This window comes from Limnohabitans sp. Rim8 (assembly GCF_945869175.1).
Lineage (GTDB): Bacteria > Pseudomonadota > Gammaproteobacteria > Burkholderiales > Burkholderiaceae_C > Limnohabitans_A.
The window spans coordinates 1-22,882 of record NZ_CAMBNZ010000040.1 but is presented as its reverse complement, the minus strand read 5'-3'; the positions used below and the strand labels follow the sequence as shown (position 1 = coordinate 22,882).

The 22,882-nt window shown below is 59.7% G+C and carries 20 protein-coding genes; 10 read left to right on the top strand and 10 right to left on the bottom strand.

Annotated features, from left to right (window positions below):
- The 9 genes from Q0O19_RS07860 to Q0O19_RS07820 all read left to right on the top strand — a co-directional run.
- On the top strand, positions 1-499 hold a 499-nt coding region (locus tag Q0O19_RS07860), incomplete at its 5' end, for a MoxR family ATPase (protein WP_295521574.1).
- Complete coding sequence (locus Q0O19_RS07855; protein ID WP_295521572.1) at positions 496-1,692, top strand: VWA domain-containing protein; 1,197 nt, start codon at positions 496-498, stop codon at positions 1,690-1,692. The genes Q0O19_RS07860 and Q0O19_RS07855, both read left to right, overlap by 4 nt.
- A gap of 35 nt (positions 1,693-1,727) precedes the next feature.
- Positions 1,728-2,726: an XdhC family protein gene (locus Q0O19_RS07850; protein ID WP_295521570.1), complete on the top strand. Its 999-nt coding sequence runs from the start codon at positions 1,728-1,730 to the stop codon at positions 2,724-2,726.
- A gap of 2 nt (positions 2,727-2,728) precedes the next feature.
- Entirely contained in the window at positions 2,729-3,409 is a 681-nt protein-coding gene (locus tag Q0O19_RS07845) for a nucleotidyltransferase family protein (protein ID WP_295521568.1), read from the top strand.
- 16 nt (positions 3,410-3,425) lie between these two features.
- Positions 3,426-4,136, top strand: coding sequence for a TIGR02466 family protein (locus tag Q0O19_RS07840; protein ID WP_295521566.1), 711 nt, complete (start codon positions 3,426-3,428; stop codon positions 4,134-4,136).
- Positions 4,129-5,244 (top strand): hypothetical protein, encoded by a 1,116-nt coding sequence (locus Q0O19_RS07835; protein WP_295521564.1) that lies wholly within the window; start codon positions 4,129-4,131, stop codon positions 5,242-5,244. Before Q0O19_RS07840 ends, Q0O19_RS07835 begins: the two co-directional genes overlap by 8 nt.
- Before the next feature lie 48 nt (positions 5,245-5,292).
- Positions 5,293-6,297, top strand: a complete 1,005-nt coding sequence (locus Q0O19_RS07830) for an XdhC family protein (protein ID WP_295521562.1) — start codon at positions 5,293-5,295, stop codon at positions 6,295-6,297.
- A 164-nt stretch (positions 6,298-6,461) separates the two neighbouring features.
- Entirely contained in the window at positions 6,462-6,935 is a 474-nt protein-coding gene (locus tag Q0O19_RS07825) for a (2Fe-2S)-binding protein (RefSeq protein WP_295521560.1), read from the top strand.
- Entirely contained in the window at positions 6,932-9,103 is a 2,172-nt protein-coding gene (locus Q0O19_RS07820) for a molybdopterin cofactor-binding domain-containing protein (RefSeq protein WP_295521558.1), read from the top strand. The genes Q0O19_RS07825 and Q0O19_RS07820 overlap by 4 nt, the downstream gene beginning before the upstream one ends.
- 94 nt (positions 9,104-9,197) lie before the next feature.
- Here Q0O19_RS07820 and Q0O19_RS07815 read toward each other — a convergent pair whose 3' ends face one another.
- From Q0O19_RS07815 to Q0O19_RS07780, 8 genes are all read right to left on the bottom strand, one after another.
- The gene (locus Q0O19_RS07815; protein WP_295521556.1) at positions 9,198-9,545 is read right to left on the bottom strand and encodes a glycerophosphodiester phosphodiesterase family protein; all 348 of its coding nucleotides are present in this window, start codon (positions 9,543-9,545) and stop codon (positions 9,198-9,200) included.
- 11 nt (positions 9,546-9,556) lie between these two features.
- Positions 9,557-10,303: a sulfite exporter TauE/SafE family protein gene (locus Q0O19_RS07810; RefSeq protein ID WP_295521554.1), complete on the bottom strand. Its 747-nt coding sequence runs from the start codon at positions 10,301-10,303 to the stop codon at positions 9,557-9,559.
- 27 nt (positions 10,304-10,330) lie between these two features.
- A complete protein-coding gene (gene otnI, locus Q0O19_RS07805; protein WP_295521552.1) occupies positions 10,331-11,164 on the bottom strand; it encodes a 2-oxo-tetronate isomerase in 834 nt (277 codons plus the stop codon).
- Positions 11,165-11,180: 16 nt separating this feature from the next.
- Positions 11,181-11,840: an aldolase gene (locus tag Q0O19_RS07800; protein WP_295521576.1), complete on the bottom strand. Its 660-nt coding sequence runs from the start codon at positions 11,838-11,840 to the stop codon at positions 11,181-11,183.
- Between the two features lie 2 nt (positions 11,841-11,842).
- Positions 11,843-13,108 (bottom strand): 3-oxo-tetronate kinase, encoded by a 1,266-nt coding sequence (gene otnK, locus Q0O19_RS07795; protein ID WP_295521550.1) that lies wholly within the window; start codon positions 13,106-13,108, stop codon positions 11,843-11,845.
- Positions 13,105-14,004: an L-threonate dehydrogenase gene (gene ltnD / locus Q0O19_RS07790; RefSeq protein ID WP_295521548.1), complete on the bottom strand. Its 900-nt coding sequence runs from the start codon at positions 14,002-14,004 to the stop codon at positions 13,105-13,107. The genes otnK and ltnD overlap by 4 nt, the downstream gene beginning before the upstream one ends.
- Positions 14,005-14,014: 10 nt before the next feature.
- On the bottom strand, positions 14,015-14,989 hold the full coding sequence (locus Q0O19_RS07785; protein WP_295521546.1) for a tripartite tricarboxylate transporter substrate binding protein: 975 nt from the start codon (positions 14,987-14,989) through the stop codon (positions 14,015-14,017).
- A gap of 184 nt (positions 14,990-15,173) precedes the next feature.
- Entirely contained in the window at positions 15,174-16,508 is a 1,335-nt protein-coding gene (locus Q0O19_RS07780) for a serine hydrolase (RefSeq protein ID WP_295521544.1), read from the bottom strand.
- 308 nt (positions 16,509-16,816) lie between these two features.
- On the opposite strand from Q0O19_RS07780, the gene Q0O19_RS07775 reads away from it, so the two are divergent.
- Positions 16,817-17,674 (top strand): class I SAM-dependent methyltransferase, encoded by an 858-nt coding sequence (locus Q0O19_RS07775; protein ID WP_295521542.1) that lies wholly within the window; start codon positions 16,817-16,819, stop codon positions 17,672-17,674.
- 262 nt (positions 17,675-17,936) lie between these two features.
- Here Q0O19_RS07775 and Q0O19_RS07770 read toward each other — a convergent pair whose 3' ends face one another.
- Together Q0O19_RS07770 and Q0O19_RS07765 are read right to left on the bottom strand one after the other, a co-directional pair.
- Positions 17,937-22,274: a hypothetical protein gene (locus Q0O19_RS07770; protein WP_295521540.1), complete on the bottom strand. Its 4,338-nt coding sequence runs from the start codon at positions 22,272-22,274 to the stop codon at positions 17,937-17,939.
- Positions 22,275-22,282: 8 nt separating this feature from the next.
- Positions 22,283-22,714 carry a hypothetical protein gene (locus Q0O19_RS07765; protein ID WP_295521538.1) on the bottom strand — a complete coding sequence of 144 codons (432 nt, stop codon included), beginning with the start codon at positions 22,712-22,714 and terminating at the stop codon, positions 22,283-22,285.
- Positions 22,715-22,882 lie beyond the last annotated feature (168 nt).

Sequence of the window (22,882 nt, the reverse complement as noted above, 5' to 3'; positions counted from 1 at the left end):
TTTGCTCGAAGTGCTGGCCGAATACCAGATCACCGTGCCCGAGATCGGCACCATCCGCGCCACGCACATTCCGCAGGTGATTTTGACCAGCAACGGTACGCGTGAGTTATCGGATGCACTGCGCCGCCGCTGTCTTTACCACTACCTCGATTACCCAACGCTGGCGCGAGAAATCGCCATCGTCAAAGCTGCATTGCCCGAGGCAGACACCCGTTTGGTGGAAGACGCGGTGCAATTCGTGCAGCGTTTGCGCCGTGAGGACCTGGCCAAGATTCCGGGCATTGCCGAAACCCTGGACTGGGTGTGTGCGCTGTTCCAGATGCGCCACAGCCACTTGCCCGAAGACATGTCCGCGGTGCTGGGCACTTTGGGCTGCTTGCTCAAAACCCGTGAAGACCGATTTTTGATGGGCCCAGAACGCTTGCGCCAATTGGTGGAAGGCCGTCGCACCGTGGGCGTGGCAGAAAACAGCAACGAGCAGGCCAAGGTCGCGGCATGACCGCCAACCCTGCAGCCCAAACCGCCTCCACACCTTCCGAGCGCTTGGCGGGTTTTGCTGCGCTGTTGCGCGACCACGGCCTCACAGTCGGCGTGGCCGAGCAGCAGGCCATGTTGCAAGCGGCTGTGCACTTTGGCCCCATGAAAGAAAAACCGCTGCAGGCAGCTTGGCGCGCCATCGCATGCCACAGCTTGCGTGAGTGGAAGCTCTGGCCCGACGTGTATGAACGCTTTTGGCACCCCGAAAAAATGCGTGGCGGTGTGAAAGTGAGCGGTCAAACCCGGCCCAGCCGAAGCCTGCGCCAAAGCGTGCAGGCACTGCACGATCAGATGGACGCGGCCCAACAACCGAATACCCAACCTGGCGGCAAACCACCTGCGCCTCAGACCGCAGGCGACATGCCCTCCATTGGCCAAGACGAACAAGACGCTGGTACGCCCCGTGCCCAAGGCGGCGCCAGCCGCACCGAAGCCCTGCACCAGCGCGATGGCCAAATGTGGATGCCGCAAGAGCTCAGCGCCTTGCAGCAACTGGCCCGGCAGATCACCGCCCAACTGCAGCCCCGCGCCACCCGCCGTTGGCGCATCGCCCCCCGCGGGCAGCGTCTGGACTTGCGTCAGACGCTGCGCCGCAGCGTGGCCTGGGGTGGTGAGTTGATGCAGCCGGCCTGGAAAGTCAAGCGTGTGGAACCACCACGCTTGTTCATCCTGGCCGATGTGAGCCGCTCGATGGAGTCGCACGCCGCCTTGTTTTTGCGTGTGGCGCGCGCTTTTGCGCTGGAAGCCGATGCCCGCGTTTTTGTGTTCCACACCCGCTTGGCTGAAGTCACAAGCTATATGCACCGTGACACGCCGGCCATTCAAGAAAAAGTGAATGCCGTTACCGCCGGGTTTGGTGGGGGCACGCGCATTGCCGCCAGCTTGCAAGAATTCGCCCGCCATCACGCGCGCGCCCAACTCAACCGGGGCGCACGCGTCTGGGTCTTCTCGGACGGCTTTGACACCGATGGGCCCGAGCTGCTGGATGCGGCGCTGCAAGAGGTTCGTGCTCGCGGCGCCCGCATCACTTGGTTTCACCCCACGCGTCAGGTGCCCGCCGCGGGAGCCTTGCAGCGTGCCCGCAGCCGCATCGAGCGCTTTGTGCCGCTTGCCAGCTTGGCCGATCTGGCCGCAGCGCGCCATGTCTTGCACTGAGTTGTGAACCGCATTCGACATTGAAGGAAAACACCATGAACCGCCATGAATGGATCACCCAAGCCGCGCGCCTTCAAAAAGCCGAGCAGCCTTTTGCCTTGGTCACTGTGCTGAGCGCTCAAGCGCCCACCTCGGGCAAGGCAGGCGACAAAGCGGTGGTCACGCCAGAGGGACAGATTCACGGCTGGATCGGTGGCGGCTGCGCCCAACCCGCGGTGCTCAAAACTGTGCGCCGGGCCTTGCTGGATGGGTTGCCACGCAAAATCCGCATCTCTCCGTCGGACGAGAGCGCTGAGCGGGATTTGGGCGATGTGCTCGAATTCGGTATGGCCTGTCACTCGGGTGGAACGCTGGAGTTGTTCATTGACCCCGTTATGCCCGCTGCCACTTTGACGGTGTTGGGTGACTCGCCCGTGGCGCGTGCCCTGGTCAGCTTGGCGCCTCGCGTGGGCTTGCGTGTCGCCGTGGTGGCGCAAGGCGCGGTGGCCGCGGACTTCCCGGACGCCGACACCGTACTGGCCAGCGACGAGGTGAGCGCCGTGCGTGCCCAACTCACTTCCACGCCATATGTGGTGGTGGCCACACAGGGCCGTCGCGACCTGCAAGGCCTGAAAGCGGCCTTGGCTTTGCAGCCCCAAGGCCTGTGGTTTGTGTCCAGCGCCAAAAAAGCCAGCGTTTTGCGCAGCAGTTTGCTGGCCAGCGGTGAAAACCCTGACGACGTGGCCCGCATCGTGGCACCGGCGGGCGAATTCATTGGGGCGCAGACGCCAGAAGAAATTGCTTTGTCTGTGCTGACCTCGGTGGTGGCGGCGCGTCGTGGACGTGAACCCCAAGCGGCTTCAGTGCCCGCAACGCCAGCAGCACCCGTGGTCGCTCAGGCGGCCCGCAGTTGTTGTGCTGGTGCCGCGAAATCGGTTGACGTTCAAGCGGCTGCGCAGCCCCAGAGCAGTGTTGCCTTGGTGGCGGCTGTTGAACCCATTGCTGCTTTGGCCCCTGTGGCCGTGCCAGCCAAATCTTCTTGCTGCGGAGGCTGAACATGGGTTGCATTCTCAAAGGTGGGGGTGGCTTGTACAGCCGTGTGGCCGTGGGCGCGGTCTTGTTGGCCGCGGGCGCGGGTTCGCGCATGGGCCATCGCCCCAAATCCCTGCTGGAGCTGGGCGGTGTGCCCTTGATCCGTCGCCAATTGATCGCGTTGTCGGGCGCAGGGGTGGACGAGGTGGTGGTGGTGCTGGGCCATTACGCCGCGCTCATCGAAGAAGCGGTCAAAGAGTTCCCGGTTACCCTGGTGCGCAACCCGGACCCCGATGCCGGACAGATTTCTTCATTGCGTTTGGGCCTGCAGGCCCTGTCCCCCAAAATGGATGCGGCGCTGGTGGCCTTGGCCGATCAGCCGCTGATCAACTCGCAAGACATCAATGACCTGATCGGGGCCTACAAAAAGCGCCCTCAGGGCACGCAGGTGGTGCAGCCCATGGTCGACGGCTTGCCCGGTAATCCCGTCATGTTCAGCGCCGAAGTGCGCGACCAGATTCTGGCGGGCGATGCCAACGTGGGCTGCCGGCAGTGGCAAGCCACCCACCCCGATCAGGTGCATCCTTGGGTCAGCACCAACAACCGTTACCGCACCGATGTGGACACCCTGGAAGACATCGCCGCCTTGGCGGCACGCACAGGCCATCAACTCAAGTGGCCTGCCCATTTGGCGGTGACCGTTTGATCTGAAAAGTCCTGGCATGTTGGAACCGGACCCACTCCACCCGCTTTGGCATACCCCTTTGGGGGTGCACCGTTTTGCCCAAGCGCCTGTTGTGAACGAGGTGTTGGTGCGGGTGTTTCAAACCATGCGTGCCACCGATGCTGCCTCATGCGCCACAGCCGCAGACGGACACAAAGCCTTTTACGCCAGCCGCGATGACTTGCTGCAACGCATCCGTTTGGCCGAGTGGGAACAACTGGTGCGCTTCATGGTCGACAGCGTGCGCCAAACGGTGGTGCTGGCCAACCAAGGGGCTTGGCCTGAGGCCAAACCGGGTTTTCAGATCGCCATGCGAGGCATCTGGTTTCAAATCTCCAGCCAAGGCAGCCACCACGATGTGCACACCCATGGCAACTGTTCATGGTCAGGAGTCTATTGCTTGCAAGTGGACCCGCCCGAGCAGCGCTGCGCACACCCAGTGCTCGGCGCGGCCAATGGCGTGACGCGTTTTTATGGGCCGCACTTCAACCGCTTGGGTGGTGCGGCCATGGATTTTGGCAACGCCTATTTGCAAAATGCCCACCTCGACATGGAGCCCATCCCAGGCCAGTTGGTGGTTTTCCCCTCTTGGCTCGCACACCAAGCCATGCCTTACCACGGCACCCGGGATCGGGTGATCGTGTCGTTCAACGTCAGCGTGCACGCGGCAGGTGGCTCGGATCAGTTGCACGGGTATGCCCATGTCTGACACCCGAGCGCCTGGGTCCAAACCCCCTGCCGCATTGAGCCATGCGCGGGAAGTGGCGCATTGGTTGGTGCTGTTGCTGGGCTGGCTGTGGCTGGGAGAGCAAGGCATGCATTGGGGCTGGCCCTGGGCCAGTGGGGTGTTGGCGGTGGCTTTGTGGTGGGCTGTGCGCTTGCTGTGCCGAGGCAGTGCTTGGGCCTTTCAATGTGCGCCATGGGTCATGGGGGTTTTGGGTTTGATCACCGTGTGCGGTATTTATGGGCTCAAAAACCCGATGGCCGCACCCTGGGCGCATGGCGTGCTCTTGGCCTTGGCCGTCGTTTGGGGGCTGTGGAATGCCTTGATCGAAACGCGCAGTCAGGTCAGCACCTTTGAACTCGCGCCCGTGGCCTGGCACCCTGTATTGGCCGCAGCTTTGGTGGCCGGGTGCTGGCAGTGGCCTGTTGGGGAGCCTTTCTCAGACATGGGCGTCATGGTCTTGTTGGCCGTGTGTGCAGGTATTTTTTACGCGCACGACCGTTGCACCACCAACGCTATGCCCGTTTGCCGCGGACCGCGCGCTGGTCTTCAGACCCTGCTGGCTCCTTCGGCCATGGGCCTCATGATGGGCACCTTGTGGTTGGGCAATGCTTGGTGCGCAAGCTTGGGTTGGGGCATTGACCAGATGGTGGGGGCCCACCTGGCGCTGATGGCGGGCTTGCCCACCTTGACGGCTTTGTGGATGCGTGGTGGCCCACCATCGCACGCATCCTCCGTACTTCAAGCTGTTGCCAGCTTGACTTTGTTGGTTTTGGGCGCACTGATGTTGTTGGGCAACAGCCCTGTTCACAGCGTCATGGTGATGCTTTTGCCTTCATTGGCATGGGCAGTGCATTGCAGCCGTCGACGTGAATCGGCACAGCTTGCGCCAAGGCTTGCGCCGTGGGTAACGCGCAGTTGGGCGCTGGTGTTGGGGCCGCTTTTGCTGGTGTGGGTCGGGTCTGCGAGTCCGGTGCAAGGCCCATGGGCCATGCAGTCTGCGCTGGCCCTGTTGGGACTCTTGGCGGCAGGGCAGCTGGTCTTGCTGTGGTCGCGCAAACAGGGTTTGCACCTACCTTTTTCTGCGACATAAAGCAAAGCAGCCCGCTATGATATTTTTGAAAAGAGAGACGACAAACCCATGAACAGCATCGACATTGACGTGATCCGCACCGCGCTGGACTGGCAAAGCCGTGGCCATCGCGTGGTCATGGGCACCGTGGTGCGCACCTGGGGCTCGGCGCCACGTCCACCAGGCTCGCTCATGATCATCCGGGGCGATGGGCAAGTGGCCGGGTCTGTCTCGGGTGGGTGCATTGAAGACGACTTGATTCGGCGTGTGGCCGCAGGCGAGCTGGCCATGCGATTGCCGGACACCACCATCTATGGCCAAACGGCCGAAGAGGTGCGGCGCTTTGGCCTGCCCTGTGGCGGCTCGGTGCAAGTGGTGTTGGAGCCGCTGTCACCTCAGTCGCAACTGCGCGAATTGTTGGTGTTGATTGAGCAACACCAGCGGGTGGAGCGGCGCTTGGACATGGCCACCGGCATGGTGCGCATGGTCGCCGCCACCGAAGGCGACAAGCTGCAGTTTGACGGCCAAAGCCTGACCACGGTGCACGGCCCGCGCCTGCGTTTGCTCATCATTGGCGGGGGCCAGTTGTCACGCTATTTGGCCGCCATGGCCGTGATGCTGGACTACCAGGTCACCGTATGCGAGCCCCGTGCCGAATACCACGAAGGATGGGAGGCCATGAGCGGCGTGACCTTGTCCACCCAAATGCCCGACGACCTGGTGCTGGCCATGCGTCTGGACCACAACAGTGCGGTGGTGGCTGTGACGCACGACCCCAAGCTCGATGACTTGGCGCTTATGGAGGCCCTGCGAACCCCCGCTTTTTATGTGGGCGCTTTGGGCTCACGCCACAACAACAATCAGCGTCGCCAGCGCTTGTTGGGCTTTGACGTATCGGAGGCCGAGGCCGCGCAATTGCGAGGCCCGGTGGGTTTGAATTTGGGTGCCCTGACCCCGCCTGAGATTGCCATGAGCATCGTGGCCGAAATGACCGCCATGCGCCGCGGGGTGGACCTCAGCCAAGCGCTCAGCAGTTGGGAAAGCTCCAAGACGGTGTGCGGGCTGAGTGTTTGATTTTTCCAAGAACCTTCACCTCAGGGTTTGCCCCGATTTGAGCCTTTGGTGACAAGCAGGCGAGACCCGTCACTTTAACTTCGTGATTTGACAATGCAGGCGTTAAACGTGGGTTTTGCGCGATCACAGCCAAGCTGCATTGTGTGACACCACTGGAGACACGCATGGTTCGAATGAAAGTCAATGGCGAGGCCGTATCGGTCGATGCCTCGCCGGAGACCCCTTTGTTGTGGGTTATTCGTGAAAAGCTCAACCTCACGGGCACCAAGTTCGGTTGTGGCATTGCCCAGTGCGGCGCCTGTACGGTTCACCTGAACGGTAACCCTGTGCGCTCTTGCGCCTTGCCCCTGTCGGCGGCCGAGGGCAAAGACATCACGACCGTGGAGGGCTTGATGAAAACGCCCACGGGTCAAGCTTTGCAAGCGGGTTGGGTCAAGGCCCAAGCACCGCAATGTGGCTATTGCCAGTCGGGTCAGCTCATGACTGCGGCCAAGGTGATCAGTGTGGTCAAGAAAGACCTGAGCCGTACTGAAATTTTGGAGGCCATGAGCGGCAACATTTGCCGCTGCGGCACCTATAACCAGATCGCCAGCGCGGTCTCGCACGCCCAGAAAACCCTCAAAGGAGGCAAGGCATGAACCCGATGAATTCCACACCCCAAGTCTCGCGCCGCTCATTCATCCTCGGCTCGGGTGGCTTGGCTTTGGGCTTGTCCTTTGGCTTGACGCAAACCGAACTGGCCTTGGCCCAAACCCCCAATGCAAGCGGCTTTGGCCCCAACAACTGGATCAACATCGGTCTGGATGGCGTGGTGACCTTGATGTCGCCTGGCGCAGAAATGGGCCAGGGCACCATGACCGCCATGCCCATGTTGCTGGCCGAAGAGATGGATTTGGACTGGCGCCAAGTGCGCGTGGTGCAGTCGCCTAGCGATCCCAAGCGCTTTGGCAACCCCCGCTTTGGCGGTGGCATGACCACGGGTGCATCGCGCACGGTGCAAGGCTATTACGAGCCGCTGCGATTGGCCGGAGCCCAGGCACGTTTGGTGATGGTGAACGCTGCGGCTCAGGCCATGGGCGTGCCGGCTTCCGAGTTGCGCACCGAAGCCAGCCGGGTGATCCACAGCGGCGGTCGCGCCATGACTTATGCCGACATTGCCAAAGTGGCGGCGGTTCCCGCCGAATTGCCCAAGGTCGACAAGAGCATGCTCAAGCCGATGGCCCAGTTTCGCTTGATCGGCAAGGACGTTCCCCGCGTGGACGTGCCTGCCAAATCGAGCGGTCAGGCTTTGTACGGCATTGACCAGCGTTTGCCCGGCATGATGTGGGCTTCGGTGTTGCGCGCACCTGTGCAAGGCGAGACACCCGAAAAAGTGGACGATGCCGCCGCACGCGCGGTCCCAGGGGTCAAAAACGTGATCCGCTTACCCTACGGTGTGGCCGTTGTGGCCGACTCGTTTTTCACGGCCAAAAGTGCACGTGACAAGCTCAAAGTGGTTTGGAGTCAAAAATCCAAGGCGCGGGTTCAGTACACCGATCAAATGCGCGTTGAATACACCAAGCGCGCAGAGGATTTGTATGACAAAGGCGTGGCGTTCATCGCCCATGGCGACGCAGCAACCAAGTTGGCGGGGGCGGTGAAAACCTTCAGTGCCTCCTACATCAGTGAGATGGTCAGTCACATTTGCCTGGAGCCCATGAACTGCACAGCGCGCGTAGACGGCGACAAGATCGAAGTCTGGGCGCCTGCCCAATCGGCCTCGTTTGTGATCGGCACAGTGGCGGGCGCGGGCGGCTTCAAGCCGGAAAACATCACCGTCAACATCACCATGATGGGCGGCGGTTTTGGCCGTCGGGTTGAGGCCGATTACGCGGCCGATGCGGCTTTGGTGGCCAAGGCCATGCCGGGCACCCCCATTCAGGTGATTTGGACCCGCGAAGACGACATGACGCACGACAAGTACCGTCCCATGACGGGGCAGCACTTGGTGGCGGGCGTGGACGCGCAGGGCAAGATTGTGGGCTTGTTGCACCGCGTGGTGTCAGAGGGCATTTATTCGCGCGTGGTTCCACCGGCCTTCAAAGCCTCGGGCGGCAAAGATGCGCCTGTGATGGAAGGCACCGAGATCACCTACGACATTGCCGACCACAGCGTGCAGTTCATGATCGAAGACCGTGGCATTCAGGCTGGCTTCTGGCGTGCCGTGGGCCCGGGTTACACCAAGTTTGCGATTGAGACCTTGATCGACGAAGTGGCGCGTGGCGTGAAAGCCGATCCGCTGGCTTACCGCATGGACTTGCTCAAGAAAAACCCGCGTGGCCAAGCCGTGCTCAAGGCCGTGGGTGAAATGTCGCAATGGGGCAAGGCCAAGCTGCCCAAGGGACACGCACTGGGCCTGGCATTTTCAGACGCTTGGAACACCTATTGCGGGATGGTGGTGCAGGTCTCCATTGAGAAGGGCCGACCCAAGTTGCACAAGGTCTGGTCGGCGGTGGACTGTGGTCACGCTTTGCAGCCGCAAAACGTGCAGGCGCAAATCGAAGGCTCGGTGATTTATGGCTTATCGGCTGCCTTGCACGAGCGCATGGACTTCCGAGCTGGTGAACCATTGCAGACCAACTTGAATACCTATCAGGTGCTGCGGGCCAACGAAACGCCCGAAGTGTTTGTGAAGGTGATGCCCACCGACAACCACCCCGGTGGCATTGGCGAAGTGGGGCTGCCCCCGTTGGCGCCAGCCATGGCCAACGCCATTGCCTCAATCAATGGCAAACGCTTGCGGGCATTGCCTTTCCCGATGGTGTGAGTTGAAGATGGCTTGAAAAAGTCAAAGCCCGCGAGATGCCACTTGAGTGGCACTGCGCGGGCTTTGTCGTTTGAAGTGCTTAGAGCTTCAAAACTCAGTTGCTTCGCACGGACTTCAGAGCGGCCACACCAGCTGCAGGGAAGTCGCTGAACACGCCGTCGATACCGAGCTTGATGTAGTACTCGATTTCGGTTTTCACATCTTTGAAGCCGAGGTCATAGCCGCCATCGCCGCGGAATGTCCATGTGTGCACCAGCAAGCCCTTTTGGTGGGCCAATTCGATCACGCCTGTTGAGCCGTCCACACGGCGATCGGCGTTGGTGATTTTGCCGTCGCCAGTGCGGTCCACTTTGTCGTTCACGGTTTTGACCAGGTAAGGCTTCCATGGGCCCACACCGTCGGCATAGGTTTTCATGAAGAACAAAAGCAGATTTCGCGACATCCAAAGCGGCGTCACATCGCCCCCATCACGTCCACGATCAGCTTGACAGAAATTGCCAGCAAGCCCAGTTGCACCCATTTGAAGAACCAGTCGTCGGCGATTTTGCGTGTCAGGTAAGCGCCCACCACGGTGCCTAACAGGGCAAACGGGATCAGCACCAACGCCCCCATCAGCTCGGCAGGGCCATAGGGCTGTAGCGCGTGGTAAGGCCCCAGCTTGGCCAGGTTGATGACCGCAAAAAACAAGGTCGAAGTGCCGGCAAACACCAGCTTGGGCAGTTGTTGGGGCAACAGGTAAACCTGAAACGGGGGAGCACCCGCATGCGAGATGAAGCTGGTAAATCCTGACAACCCCCCCCACAACAGACCTTTACCCCATCGGGCAGGACTTGGTGCTTGCGCGGTGTTGCGCTTGCGCCAGGCGTTGAGCACAAAGCCCACGCCCATCAGGCCGATCATCATTTTCACGGCCATGTCCGACACCAGCGCTGCGGTGAGCCAACCCACCAACACACCGCCCACACCGGCCGGCACCAGTATTTTCAAGTTGATGACGCTGAAATTTTTGCGGTACAACCACAACCCCACCATGTCCGAAATGATGTAAATGGGCAGCAGCATCACCACCGCTTTGACCGGAGACATGAACAGCGACAAAATGGGCACAGACAACATACCCACCGTGGGCAAGCCTCCTTTGGACAAGCCCACCATGGCCGCAGCCACGCCTGCCCAAATCAGGTATTGAAGATCATCCATCACAGATCAAGTGGCAATGCTCTGGGTTCACAAGTAAGGACGCACCCAATCCAGACCGCGTGATGTCCCGCCTGCCGTGGCATCGGCCGGGTTGTACTCGCAACCGATCCAGCCGTCCCAGCCGCATTCGGCCGACACTTTGTCCATGACCTGGAAAATATGCGTCCAATTCACCTCGCCCGTGCCCGGCTCGTGGCGGTGCGGCACTTCGGCGATTTGGAAATGGCCTACCCGGCCTGTGGGCAGGTATTGCGCGATCTTGGCGCTGAGATCACCTTCGACGATCTGGCAGTGGAACAGGTCCATTTGCACCTTCACATTCGATGCCCCCACGGCCTGCGCGATGCGGTGCGCATGGTCTTGCCGGTTGAGGTGAAAGCCCGGCACGCTGCGCGTGTTGATCGGCTCGATCAGCACGTCACGCCCGGACTTGGCGGCCTCCAAGGCGGCCCATTGCAGGTTGCCGATCAGCGTGGCGTCGGCGGCTTGCGAGCTCGCACCTTCGGGTCGCAGGCCGACCATGGCATGGATGCGGGGGCAGTTCAGCGCCTCGGCATAGACCAGGGCTTGCGCAAAACCGGTGCGAAATTCGGTTTCGCGACCGGGCACACTGGCCGTGCCCCGGCTGCCGCTTTCCCAGGCTTGGGTGAAGCTGGCGCTGTCCATGCCGCCTGATGGGGTGTTGAACAGCACTTGTTGCAAGCCGTTGGCCTGCAAGCGTGCGGCCAGATCTTGCGCGGGGAAGGCATAGGGAAACAGGTACTCCACCGCCTTGAAGCCGTCTTTGGCGGCCGCTTCAAAGCGGTCCAAAAACGGCAGGTCGGGGTACATCATCGACAGGTTGGCAGCAAAGCGGGGCATGGGGTTCTTTCAAGTTTCACCAACGTGCGCCAAAGGTCTGGCGCAACTCGTCCAGATCGGTCGCGCGCAGCGGCGGGGTGTGGGCTTGCAGCAGCATGAGCCGCGCAGTTTCTTCGAGTTCTTCGAGTGTGGCCATGGCCGCTGCGGGCGTGTCGTGCCACACATTGGGCCCCAGGCGTGGCAGCATCACCGCACGGATCGGCGTGCCTTGCGCAGCGTGGCTGCGAATCAATGCGGCCACTTCATGGGCGGCGTCGGGGCTGCCCGGGCGGTGGTAGCGCACCAGGGGCACATGGCCGACCTTCATCACAAAGTAGGGCGTGATGGGCGGCAGCAACTCAGGTCCGTGGGCCTTCAGGCTGAGCGCGACGCAGTGCGTGCTGTGGGTGTGGATCACGCAGCGCGTGTCGGCTCCCGTCTCGCATGCGGCGGTGTAAATCTGGCGGTGCATGCCGATGGTCTTGCTGCCCTTGTCGCCGCTGATCTGCTGGCCTTGCAGGTCGAGCTTGGCCAGGCGTGCCGGGTCCAAAAAGCCCAGGCACGCGTCGGTGGGCGTGATGAGAAAACCATCCGCCAACCGTACGCTGATGTTGCCCGCCGTGGCGTGCACGTAGCCGCGCTCGAAGAGGCTTCGGCCCACGCGGCACATCTCTTCGCGGGCTTGAGATTCGGTCAGGTTCATGCCAACACTGTAAAGGCTTTGCTGAAAAAGTCTTCGGTGCCGAAGTTGCCCGACTTGAGCGTGATGTGCACACCACCAGTGTCCGATGGGGCATGGCACCACGGCACGCCAGGGTCAATTTGCGGGCCGATTTGCAGCTGTGCGATGCCCAGTGCCTGCACGCAAGCACCCGAGGTTTCGCCGCCCGCCACCACCAGTTGTTGCACGCCTTGGTCCACCAAGCCACGGGCCACGGCGGCCAGCGCCTGCTCCACCAAAGCGCCCGCCTCGGCCACGCCCAGCTGCGTCTGAACGGCTTTGACGGCCTCGGGCTCGGCGGTGGAGTACACCAACACCGGGCCGCTTTGGAGCAGTGGCGCAGCCCAAGCCAGCACCTGTTGCACCACCGCATGGGTGTTCCCGTGCATCAGGCTGGCGGGTGCGATGGCCCATGCGGGTCGCCCGGAGGCCTTGAAATGCGCCACTTGTGCGTTGGTGGCCAGCGAGCAACTGCCCGAGATCACAGCTTGCAAGCCACGTGCTGCTGGCAACTGGCTCGCTTGCAGCGAAGGCGTCAGGCCAAAGTTGGCGGGCAGGCCAATCGCCACGCCCGAACCGGCGGTGACCAGCGGCATGTCTTTGAGGGCGGGTCCCAGACGGTGCAAGTCTTCGTTGCTGGTCGCATCCACCACGGCCACGCCCACGCCCTCGGCGCGCAGGGCAGCGATGCGTTCGCGGATGGCCGTTTCGCCTTGCGCCACGGTTTTGTAATCGATCAAACCCACGGGGCGCTGAGTTTGCGCCTGCATCACGCGCACCAGGTTGGCATCTTGCATGGGCGTGAGCGGGTGGTTTTGCATACCCGACTCGTTGAGCAGCACGTTGCCCGCGAACAAATAGCCCTTGAACACGTTGCGGCCGTTGTCCGGAAAGGCCGGGGTCGCGATGGTGAAGTCGGTGTCCAGCGCGTCCATCAGCGCTTCCGTCACCGGGCCGATGTTGCCTTCGGGCGTGCTGTCAAAGGTGGAGCAGTATTTGAAATAAATGTGCTGTGCACCTTGCGCCTGCAACCACTTCAAGGCGTCGAGCGATTGTGCGATCGCCTCGGCAGCCGGGATGGTGCGCGACTTGAGCGCCACCACCACCGCATCCACGTCGGCAGCCAGAGGTGCAGTTGGCACGCCAATGGTTTGAACCACCCGCATGCCCGAGCGCACCAGGTTGTTGGCCAGATCCGTGGCGCCGGTGAAGTCATCGGCAATGCAACCGAGCTTGATCTTCATGCCTTGCCTTTCGGCAGTTCAATGCCTGGAAAAATCTTGATGACGGCGCTGTCGTCTTCCTTGGCAAAGCCTGCGGTGCTGGCCTGCATGAACATCTGGTGTGCGGTGCTGGACAATGGCAATGGGAACTTGCTGGCACGTGCCATGTCGAGCACGAGCCCCAAGTCCTTCACGAAAATGTCCACGGCCGACAGCGGCGTGTAGTCGGCCGCCAGCACATGGGCCATGCGGTTTTCAAACATCCAGCTGTTGCCGGCACTGTGGGTGATCACCTCGTACAGCGCCGCTGCATCCACACCTTCGCGCAGGCCCAGCGCCATGGCCTCGGCGGCCGCTGCAATGTGCACCCCCGCCAGCAGCTGGTTGATGATCTTGACCTTGCTGCCCGCGCCTGCGCTGTCGCCCAGCTTGTAGACCTTGGCGGCCATGGCATTCAAAAAAGGCTCGGCCAGCGCATAGGCCTCAGGCTTGGCAGCGGTCATCATGGTCATCTGGCCGGAGGCCGCTTTGGCCGCACCGCCGGAGATGGGCGCGTCCACATAGCGCAGGCCCATGGCGTCCAGTCGAGCTTCGAGCGCGACCGACCAGTTCGGGTCCACGGTGGAACACATCACGAACACACTGCCTGGGTTCATGCTGGCGGCGCACCCGGGGGTGGTGCCATCGCCAAACAGCACGCTTTCGGTCTGCGCGGCGTTCACCACCACCGACACGACCAGGTCGCAAGCGGCACCCAGCGAGGCCAGCGTGTCGTGTGCCACACCGCCCTCGGCCGCAAATGCAGCGGCCACTTCGCGACGCACATCAAACACCTGCACGCTGTGCCCGGCACGGCGCAAAGACTGCGCCATGCCCGAGCCCATGGCCCCCAAGCCAATCAATCCCACTGCGCTCATGTTTGCTTTCTCAATCCAGGTTGATCTTGGCGTAGGCCGCCACTTTTTTCCATTGCGCTATGTCGGCTTGCATGAAGCTGGCCATGCCTTGGGCGTTCAGCCAAGTGGGCTCTGCACCGGCTTTTTGGATGGCGGCTTGGACCTCGGGCTGCTTGGCAACCCGTTCCAGGGCTTGTTCCAGTTTTTGGGCGATGGGTCCAGGCAGGCCGGCAGGTGCGGCCAAACCGAACCAGGCAAACACCTGGTAACCCTTGACCCCAGCTTCCTCCATGGTCGGTACGCCAGGCAAGGCGCTGCTGCGCTGGGGCGTGGTCACGGCCAAAGCCTTGAGTTTGCCGCCGTTGATCAGGCCCAGAGCCGAAGGCAGGTTGTCAAACATCATGCTGACCTCGTCGGCCATCACCGCCGTCAGGCCCGCGGCCGCACCGCGGTAGGGAATGTGCGTGACAAACAGGCCGGATTGGCTTTTGTAGAGTTCGGCGCTCAGGTGCAAAGAGGTGCCCTGTCCGTTGGACGCGTAGTTGAGTTGTCCGGGCTTGGCCTGGATGCGGGCGCTCAGATCGGCCACGCTCTGGATGCCTGACGCCGGGTTGACCACCAGCACATTGGGCACACGCCCAAGCAGGCCCACCGGCACGATTTGCTCGGGCTTGTAGGGCAGCTTGGCATACAGCGCTGGGCTGATGGTGAGCGGCGGCGAGGCCATGAGCAAGGTGTAGCCATCGGCGGCTGCGCGGGCCGCCTCGGCCGCACCCAAGTTGCCCCCGGCGCCAGGCTTGTTGTCGATGACGATGGCTTGTCCCAACTCTTGTGCCAGTTTGGGCGCCACCAGCCGGGCCATGTTGTCGATCAGGCCGCCGGGCGGAAAAGGCACCACGAGCTTGATGGGGCGGGTGGGCCAGGCTTGCGCCATCGCCGGCGAGCCCAGAAAAGGTGTGGCAAGGGCCAAGGCGGTAGCGGCCAAAAACCAGTTTCTGCGTTGCATGGGTTTTCTCCTGATTTCAATTGATCAGGTCATCATACAAATTTTGGGTGCACTTGGCATCAGGGTGATCACGGGGGGCAGTTGCAGCGCGGCGAATGCACATCAAACCACCACATCACGCACTGACGAGTTGGGCCGCTCGAAATCAAAGAAAAGCCCAATTTGAAATTGGGCTTTATGGAGATCAGTTCACTATGGCTTGTGAAACCAGATTCTTCATCAGCCTGCGGTAGCTGGCACGCAATGGACTGGGAGACTGCGTCATATAAACAGCACACAGTTTTTCTTTGGGTTCAGCCCAGAAGAAAGTGCCTGCAAAACCTGCCCACATGAACTCTCCTGCCGAGCCATGAACGGGCGCAATCCCATCTTGCGATCGAACCAGAAAACCCAGCCCAAATGTGTATCCATTGGTGCCCAATAAAAGTTGACCAGGGTTTGTGGTGGTGTTGATGGACGTCCCCAAGTGGTCGGAAGTCATGAGCCTGACTGTGGAGGGAGAAAGAATCCGCGCACCATCGAGTGATCCGCCATTCAACATGGCTTGGCAATAACGCAGGTAATCACCCGCAGTGCCCACACCGCCTGCACCGCCCGAGTCATTGCCGGGTGTTTTGGAAACGTCGATCAAAACGTTGGCTGCGCCGGTCAATGGATCCTTGCCAAATGCTTCAGCCAATCGTGATGCGTTGACTGGTGGAACATGAAAACCGGTGTCCTTCATTTTGAGTGGGCCAAACATCCGCTCGTTCATGAAGTCATTCAAGCGCTGCCCACTGACGGCTTCAACAACGCGCCCTTGAATGTCCACAGACAAGGAGTATTCCCAAGTGGTACCGGGTTGTTGCGCGAGGGGCGCTTTTCCGACGCCTTCAGACATCTCATTGGGTGTCACACCGCGGGCGTCAAAAGGCACGCTTGGCAGGAAAACTTTGGCTTTGGTGTAGGCGTCTTTGACGGGTGTATTGGCTGTGAGTTCGCCATACGCGATACCCGATGTGTGCCTGAGTAAATCCTGAATTGTGGGCTCTGTGTTGGCGGGTACAAGTTTAAAGGTCACCGCACTCGAAACAGGATGGATGGAAGGAACACTGACTTGCGGATTTTTGAAAGCAGGGAGAAATTTTGAAACTGGATCCGTCAGTTGAACTTTGCCGTCTTCAACCAGCATCATGAGAGCAGTAGAGACAAGCGGCTTGGTCATTGAATAGATTCTGAAAATGGCATCTTCTTTCATGTCACCACCGCCCGCCTGGCCTGTTTTGCCAAACGCTTCCGAGTAGACCAACTTGCCATTGCGCGCAACCATCACGACAGCACCGGGCAGTCGGTTGCTGGCAACCTCTTGTTTCATGGTGGCTGACAGCACGGCCAATCTTTCTTTGGACATCCCTACCGATTCCGGTGAAGCTTTGGGCAAGGGTTGCGCCAGTGCAGATTGCACGAGAAACAAAGCAGCACCGGCCATGAATAAACTGTTTTTGCAAACAATCGGTTTTTTCTTCAACTTGACGATCATGTGTGTCTCCAAAAAACGGGTGTGATGAAGTAATTGAGCTCAGGTCAGAGTCCTGCATAAACGCCAATCCACTGAACGCATCATCATGGTCTTTGCTTCACACTTGAAAACATGTCACCTCCGTTACAGGCATGCTGCAAGAACAGATCAAAAGCCATGGCTGTCTGGATGTCGAAGAGGATCCACAGAGCAAATTCTGTGATTCAGTAACAACCAAACCCCCAGTTGCTACCCTCACAGCGGCGCTTGCCCAGAAATCCGGTTACCCTCCAAATCTCGTCACACTCTGGCCTCGTTTGGCCCCGCTCATGCTTAAGTTCACACGCCTTTGGCCCCTTGTGGCCTTGTTGCTTTTGCAAGCTTGCAGCAGCCTGCCCCCCGAAACTTATGCCCCACGCTTGGGGCAGATGGGCAAAGACGTGATGTGGTTGCCTACACGCGATGAACTGGTCACGCAAATGCTCCAAGCCGCGCGCGTCACGCCCGATGACGAGGTGGTGGATTTGGGTGCTGGCGATGGCAAGATTCCGATTGCCGCGGCCGTTCAATTCGGTGCGCGCGCTTGGGGCATTGAATACAACAAGGACCTGGCCGCTTTGGCCCAGCGAAACGCCCAACGCGCTGGGGTGGTCGACCGGGTTCGGATTGTGCATGGCGACATCTTCAAAGAAGATTTTTCGAAAGCCACAGTCGTCACGTTGTATTTGCTGGAAGAACTCAATGCCCAGTTGCGCCCCACGATTTTGGCCATGCGCCCGGGCACGCGGGTGTTGTCCAACACGTTTTCCATGGGCGATTGGGAACCCGACCAGGTGATCCGCGCGGGGACCAACACCGGTTATTTTTGGACCGTGCCCGCCGTGGTGCAAGGCCGTTGGGCTGTGCAAGGGCTGGGCATGGCCAAAACAGCGGTGCTGAGCCTGGCCCAAAAGCATCAGCGATTGGGCGGGAGCTTGAGCTTGGATGGGCAAGTGCAAACCTTGCTCGGAGCGCGTGTGGACGGGGCTGATTTGCACTTCAGCTTTGTCAATGCCGAGGGTCTTCTCAAATCGGTCAAAGCCCAGGTCAACGGCACTGTCCTGCAAGGCGAAGTGACCGGGCCTTATGGCATGGTTGACACCCAGCCCGAGGTCGTCACGATCTCGGGCCGTCGTTTGGTCAATTGACGCCGACTTCTTCGTAGACCACTGCTGGAAGATTAAAAACTATTTGTTCCGTTCCCAAGACGGTGTGTTCCACCCGCGATCAAGCCCATAACGCACGCTGGCGCGAGCCAACTCCAAGGTACTGTCTACCAAGGTCATTCCCGCACGAACTGCAGGATCGCAACCAAGGGCCACGAAGGGTAATTCAGTGCAAGCTGAGCGTCTGGCACATGACACAAGCCGTCATTGGTACAACTAAAGAACAAAGCCGCTTCATTGAAATTCAAAATCCCTTAGGACTTGAATCAGGTGATGGTGGATCGGCCTGAATTGAATCGACAGCGCCTTCAGAGCCAGGCTCAGTAACAGGCGGGCTGGTTTGGGGCATATCTGCAGCCTCAGAAGCTGTTGTACTTTCGGGTAAGGCCGCAGGTGCAGTGTCAGAGGCAGACTCCATCTCTGTGGAAGATGAGAAGGCCGAGTCTGGTGCCGAAGAGGTTTGTGCTGGACTGTCGGGTTCGGGCGCTGAGGTGGGCTCTGTAGAAGATGAGAAGGCCGAGTCTGGTGCTGATGATGTTTGCGTGTTGGCGGTTGGCGGTTCTGAGGAAGCAACTGGCACTTGAGCGTCCTCAGCAGCCAACGATTCAGACTCGACTTTGGTGGGTTGAGACATACCGGCTGAATCGCCACCGTTGGCCTGCAACGGAGCTGGGCTCGCCTTTGCAGTCGGCTCACCAGGGGCCGTGATTTTGCTTGTTCCAGAGCCCGCAGCAGCACTTGCCTCTGCCGCCGGAGTGCCCGTTAAGGTGCCGCTTGGCGGTTTGGCCGAAACACCCTTGTCCGCAGCCGCTGCTGTGCCAGGGGCCGGAGCATTTGGTGGTGATGTTGCAGACGGGGCTTTGCGTTTTGGAGGCCGTCGGGCCAAACTCGCCTTGGCCAGGGCTGTGGCATTTTTGTCAGCTTCACCATGGGTGTCGGCTGGCTCACCTGACACGGCGTTGACCGCATTCAGCTGCGCTTGATTTGCGTCGGAGCCCTCTTCATCAGGAGTCAGGTCATCATCATCTTCATCTTCATCTTCATCTTCATCATTCAACGCTTCATTTTGTTCCTCGGTCGTTGACGTCGCTTCGTTTGGTTCATCACGTTGTGTGTTTTTCAGAGGCTCCCCTCGTCCAGAGCCGCCCTCAAGCGCGTCATCCACCGGCTCGATTGGCTCAGCTTCATCGGTTTCAGGTGCGCCATCACCCTCTTTTTGCACAGATGAACGAGCGGGAGCTTGAGCGCGTTCCCCAGAACCAGCGTGACCCGTCAAATCTGCATTGAGCGCATCGGCCGCCCCCCTGGCATTTTGTGCGGCGTCAGAGACCTTTCCGATTTCTTCATTCTCATTGGCTTGGGCCGTCCCATCAGATTTGTCGGCTGCGGCCGAATCGCTTGCAGCAGTGGCTGCAACTTGATCGGCTTGGCTCGACGTGTCTGTTGCGCTTTTTGTTGCTTCTGAAGATGTGTCAGCAGCAGCCTCCTGCGCGGGCTGTTCTGACGCGTCCGCGCTTGCATTGCCATCGCTGGCTTTGGCAGTATCGCCAGCCGTTGCTTGCCCAGAGTTCGAATCTGTCTTGACTGTTCCGGCGTCAGCAGCGGAAGAAGACGTTTCAGCGGCGGACTGTTCAGAGGCGGCTGCGTCTGCTTGTTGCGCTTGAGCCGCCTTCGCCGCAGCTGCGTTGCGGGCTAGCGGTGCACCACCATGCTTGACGACTTCGGCATCGACGATCGCCTCGGCAGCCTGAATGTCAGCTTGGGCAGCTTCCACTTGTGCTTGCGCTGCCAGCACGTCTGCCGCAGCCGCGTCTATTTGCGATTGGCCTTCATCACGGTAGCCCTCGACCTCGGTCAAGGTTTGCGCGCACTGCTCACCCATGCTGGCTTGAGCTTCAAGTACTGCCGTCTTCACTTCGGCCATTTCAGCGGCCAAGCCGGCCAGATCAGCGTTGACATCGTCGTTGACCGACTCCGCCTGCGCCGAGGCGTCCGAGATGGCGGCGTCAGCGTCAGCTTGAATGCTGTCCAATGCGTTCGTGGCGCCTTCCAGGCCTGCTTGAGCTTCAGCCTCTGCGTTGCTGGTGAGTTGCAACGCTTGGTCGGCGTCTTCGCGGCAGGCTTTTAAGCCATCTTCCAACGATGAGGTGCTATCTTCGAGCCGAGCCATGCCCGCTGCGTCGTCTTCGGCGCTGGTATGCAGGTCGCTATCGGCTTGTGTGAGCTTTTCTTGATCGGCTTGTGCAGCGTCGACCGCACTTTGAGCGTTGTTGAGCGGCGCGTTCAGCGCCGCTTGGGTTTCGTCACGCAAGGCTTGTACCTTGACCTCAAGGCCATTGACATCCACGCCTGCCTTTTCAGCCATACCCCGCGCGGTATGTAGCAACTGCTGGGCCACTGGTGGCAAGCCGGCCAATTGGGCATTCACTTGTGTCAAGGCTTGTTGGAGCCCTTCGTTCAGTCGAGTGTTTTGCGTCTCTATCGCTGTCAAAGCCTGATCAACCATGCCCTCGGCTCGTTGCAATGCGATTTCAACTTGGGCCTCTGCTTGGTCAATCACTTTATCCAGCGCAGCGCGGCCCTGGTTGAGCGACGCGTTGACTTGAACGAGCGCCTGGTCTAACAATTCACGCAGGCGCTGGCCAGGCACTTCAATTTGAGCGCGCAAGGTGGCCAGGTGCGCGTCCAACTCGTCAAGCTTGGCTTGCATCGCATCGCCCGGTGGTGTCAGCTTGGCCTTGGCGTTGTCTATCAATCCATGTGCTTGGCCACCCACCTCGGCAATTTTGTCTTTGACGGGGGTCAACGCCTGCTCCGTCAGGCGGATCACTTTGTCGTGTATGGCTTGAATTTTTTCATGAGGCGCTGCTTTCCTCAAGAAGTCGTCGCGCACCGCCACGACTTGGTCAATCAAGGCTTCAGGCTGGGGTTTGATGGCATCTACCGCAGCATGCATTTTTTGAGAAACCTGCACCAACTTTTCTTGTGCAACCACCAGAGTGGCTTGTAGTTGGTTGAGCAGGGCCACCAGTTTGTCAATAGCCAATTGAATCTGTGCCATGACTTGGCTGAGCACATCGCGCAACGCGTCCACAGCCGCAAGCGCTTGGTTCAGTAAACCATCAGCCGTTTTGCCCGCAGTTTTGACGGTGGTACGGGCCGTTGCTATGGTTGCCTTGATGCTTGGTAAGCTGGCCTTTACCCCCATGAACAAGGTGCGCGCCACCATCAACGGCGGCGCTCGCATTTGGTAACGGGTGCAAATCGTGATGGCCTCATCGCACAGGGTGCCCGCCTGATCGAGTTCAGCGCTGGCAGCAACCAAGGCGCCGTCGGCCTGTTTTACAAAGTCGGCAATCTTCGCCCGTACATCTTCAATCAATGTTTGGGCGGCGTCGATTTGGTCGGTCACTACACTGAAACGCTCGGGCAAAGCGGTCAGTTGCGATTTGATGTTGTCTATCTCATCGCTCAGCTCGGTGATGGCTTGGTTAAACCCATCTAATGCATGGTCAACGCCCGCCGCCGCCTGGTCCAGGGTGTCCAAGATGGCCCGCACAACCTGCCGCACTTGGTCAATCAGCTTGTCTATGTTGCCGACCACGCCGTCCACGATGTCGCCCACCGCCAAAATTTGTTGCGCCACGCCATCCATGGCGGTTTGAACCTTGGCAATGGGAATGTTCAGCGCTTCAGACAGTTCGTCGACGTTGCCATGAAAACCGTCAATCAACCCTTGCAAATTCTGCAGCTCGACCTTAAGCGTGGCAACTGTATCGATCAATCGCTGCTGTATGGGCTTGAGCAAATCAAACAACTCAAGCACCAAGGCGGTGATGTCGGCCGCAAGTTTCTCAACCATTTGGGCACATCCATCAGCCATATTGCTGAGTTCGATTTGTACCGAATCGGCTTCATCGCGAATGCTTTGGCTGATTTCAGCGACGCCCTCGCGAGCTTTGTTGCCTGCGGTTTTTGCCAGGGTGCGCAAATCGGTCAAAATTTGTTCGCGTGCCACTGGTGAGATCACCTGCGTCGGGTTTTGCAAGGCCATTAAACTGGCTTGCAATGGTTGTAACTCACTGGCCAGCGTCACCAAGCGCGGCTTCACGCCTTGTGCTTGAGTCGACAGGGCCTGAACTCGATCCAGTAAAGCGTTGATGCCCGGCATCATGCCGCTCAAGTCAGGCCGCAAAGTCACCAAACGCGTTGGTAATGCAGCCACGCCGCCAGCGACGGCCTGCAAATCATGGGTCAAGCCCCCCAAACTTTTGCCGGCATCGACCAAACGAGACCCCGCGGATGCCAATTGCGCCGGTATGGCCTGCAGATCGCTTTGCAACTTCGTCAGTGCAGGAGCCAAGTCACCTGCAATCTCGCCGGGGCTCAAGGGTCCTGCGAGTGCACCCAGTTCGTGGGTGATCTGGGCAAATTCGCTGCCCATTTGTGACACGGTTTTTTGACCTTGCACCAAAGCGTCAGCCAGCCCTGTGCTCAGAACCTCACTGCCCTGCTTCGCTGCGGCAGCGACTTGGGCTGCGCCCTCTGTCAGGGCGGTCTGCGCGGTGGTAACGAATTTCACGGGGTGTGCTACAGCTTGTCCAGTGCCTCGGTGATTTCGGCGCTGGTGCTGTCCATGGCGGTCTTCACGTCGGGCACTTTGTTGGGCGCTGGAGCCAAGGAGCTTGATGCGCCCTGAACGCTTCCCAATGTGTTGCTGATCTGGTCCAACGATTGTTGAACTTCAGGCAGCACTTCAGCGCCTTCTATCTGCACATCTTCCAGAACGTCCAGCAGTGGCGGCAATGTCGGCACCACAGGCACATCGGACAAAGCGGGCATGCCAGCCAACGCCGAGTTGGCAGAGGCAGAACCAGGCGGGGCAGTCAAACGGCCAAGTTGAAAACCGTTGGAGACGTTTGAAGGCCGTTCCATTTTGGCCAAACGTGACTCTATTCGCCCTATGGTATCGACCAGCCGTGTGAACTGGTCCAAGAGTTGTGCAAACTGATCACGCTCCATGTTTGCAAGGCCTTAAAGAGAAAAACGGGTGGTTAAGCATCTTGCAATTTGGATTGGTAAACATTCAATTAAGGTTGCTTTTAGCAATGCCTTTTTTCATATTCGTGACAATTTCAAATAAAACGTTAAAAACAGATAAATTAATATTTTTAAAAGAAACTTCTTTAT

Bases quoted from the DNA above. Each gene is read 5' to 3' on its own strand.
- Q0O19_RS07855 (WP_295521572.1), top strand. From the start codon at position 496: ATGACCGCCAACCCTGCAGCCCAAACCGCCTCCACACCTTCCGAGCGC.
- Q0O19_RS07850 (WP_295521570.1), top strand. From the start codon at position 1,728: ATGAACCGCCATGAATGGATCACCCAAGCCGCGCGCCTTCAAAAAGCC.
- Q0O19_RS07845 (WP_295521568.1), top strand. From the start codon at position 2,729: ATGGGTTGCATTCTCAAAGGTGGGGGTGGCTTGTACAGCCGTGTGGCC.
- Q0O19_RS07840 (WP_295521566.1), top strand. From the start codon at position 3,426: ATGTTGGAACCGGACCCACTCCACCCGCTTTGGCATACCCCTTTGGGG.
- Q0O19_RS07835 (WP_295521564.1), top strand. From the start codon at position 4,129: ATGTCTGACACCCGAGCGCCTGGGTCCAAACCCCCTGCCGCATTGAGC.
- Q0O19_RS07830 (WP_295521562.1), top strand. From the start codon at position 5,293: ATGAACAGCATCGACATTGACGTGATCCGCACCGCGCTGGACTGGCAA.
- Q0O19_RS07825 (WP_295521560.1), top strand. From the start codon at position 6,462: ATGGTTCGAATGAAAGTCAATGGCGAGGCCGTATCGGTCGATGCCTCG.
- Q0O19_RS07820 (WP_295521558.1), top strand. From the start codon at position 6,932: ATGAACCCGATGAATTCCACACCCCAAGTCTCGCGCCGCTCATTCATC.
- Q0O19_RS07815 (WP_295521556.1), bottom strand. From the start codon at position 9,545: ATGTCGCGAAATCTGCTTTTGTTCTTCATGAAAACCTATGCCGACGGT.
- Q0O19_RS07810 (WP_295521554.1), bottom strand. From the start codon at position 10,303: ATGGATGATCTTCAATACCTGATTTGGGCAGGCGTGGCTGCGGCCATG.
- otnI (WP_295521552.1), bottom strand. From the start codon at position 11,164: ATGCCCCGCTTTGCTGCCAACCTGTCGATGATGTACCCCGACCTGCCG.
- otnK (WP_295521550.1), bottom strand. From the start codon at position 13,108: ATGAAGATCAAGCTCGGTTGCATTGCCGATGACTTCACCGGCGCCACG.
- ltnD (WP_295521548.1), bottom strand. From the start codon at position 14,004: ATGAGCGCAGTGGGATTGATTGGCTTGGGGGCCATGGGCTCGGGCATG.
- Q0O19_RS07785 (WP_295521546.1), bottom strand. From the start codon at position 14,989: ATGCAACGCAGAAACTGGTTTTTGGCCGCTACCGCCTTGGCCCTTGCC.
- Q0O19_RS07780 (WP_295521544.1), bottom strand. From the start codon at position 16,508: ATGATCGTCAAGTTGAAGAAAAAACCGATTGTTTGCAAAAACAGTTTA.
- Q0O19_RS07775 (WP_295521542.1), top strand. From the start codon at position 16,817: ATGCTTAAGTTCACACGCCTTTGGCCCCTTGTGGCCTTGTTGCTTTTG.
- Q0O19_RS07765 (WP_295521538.1), bottom strand. From the start codon at position 22,714: ATGGAGCGTGATCAGTTTGCACAACTCTTGGACCAGTTCACACGGCTG.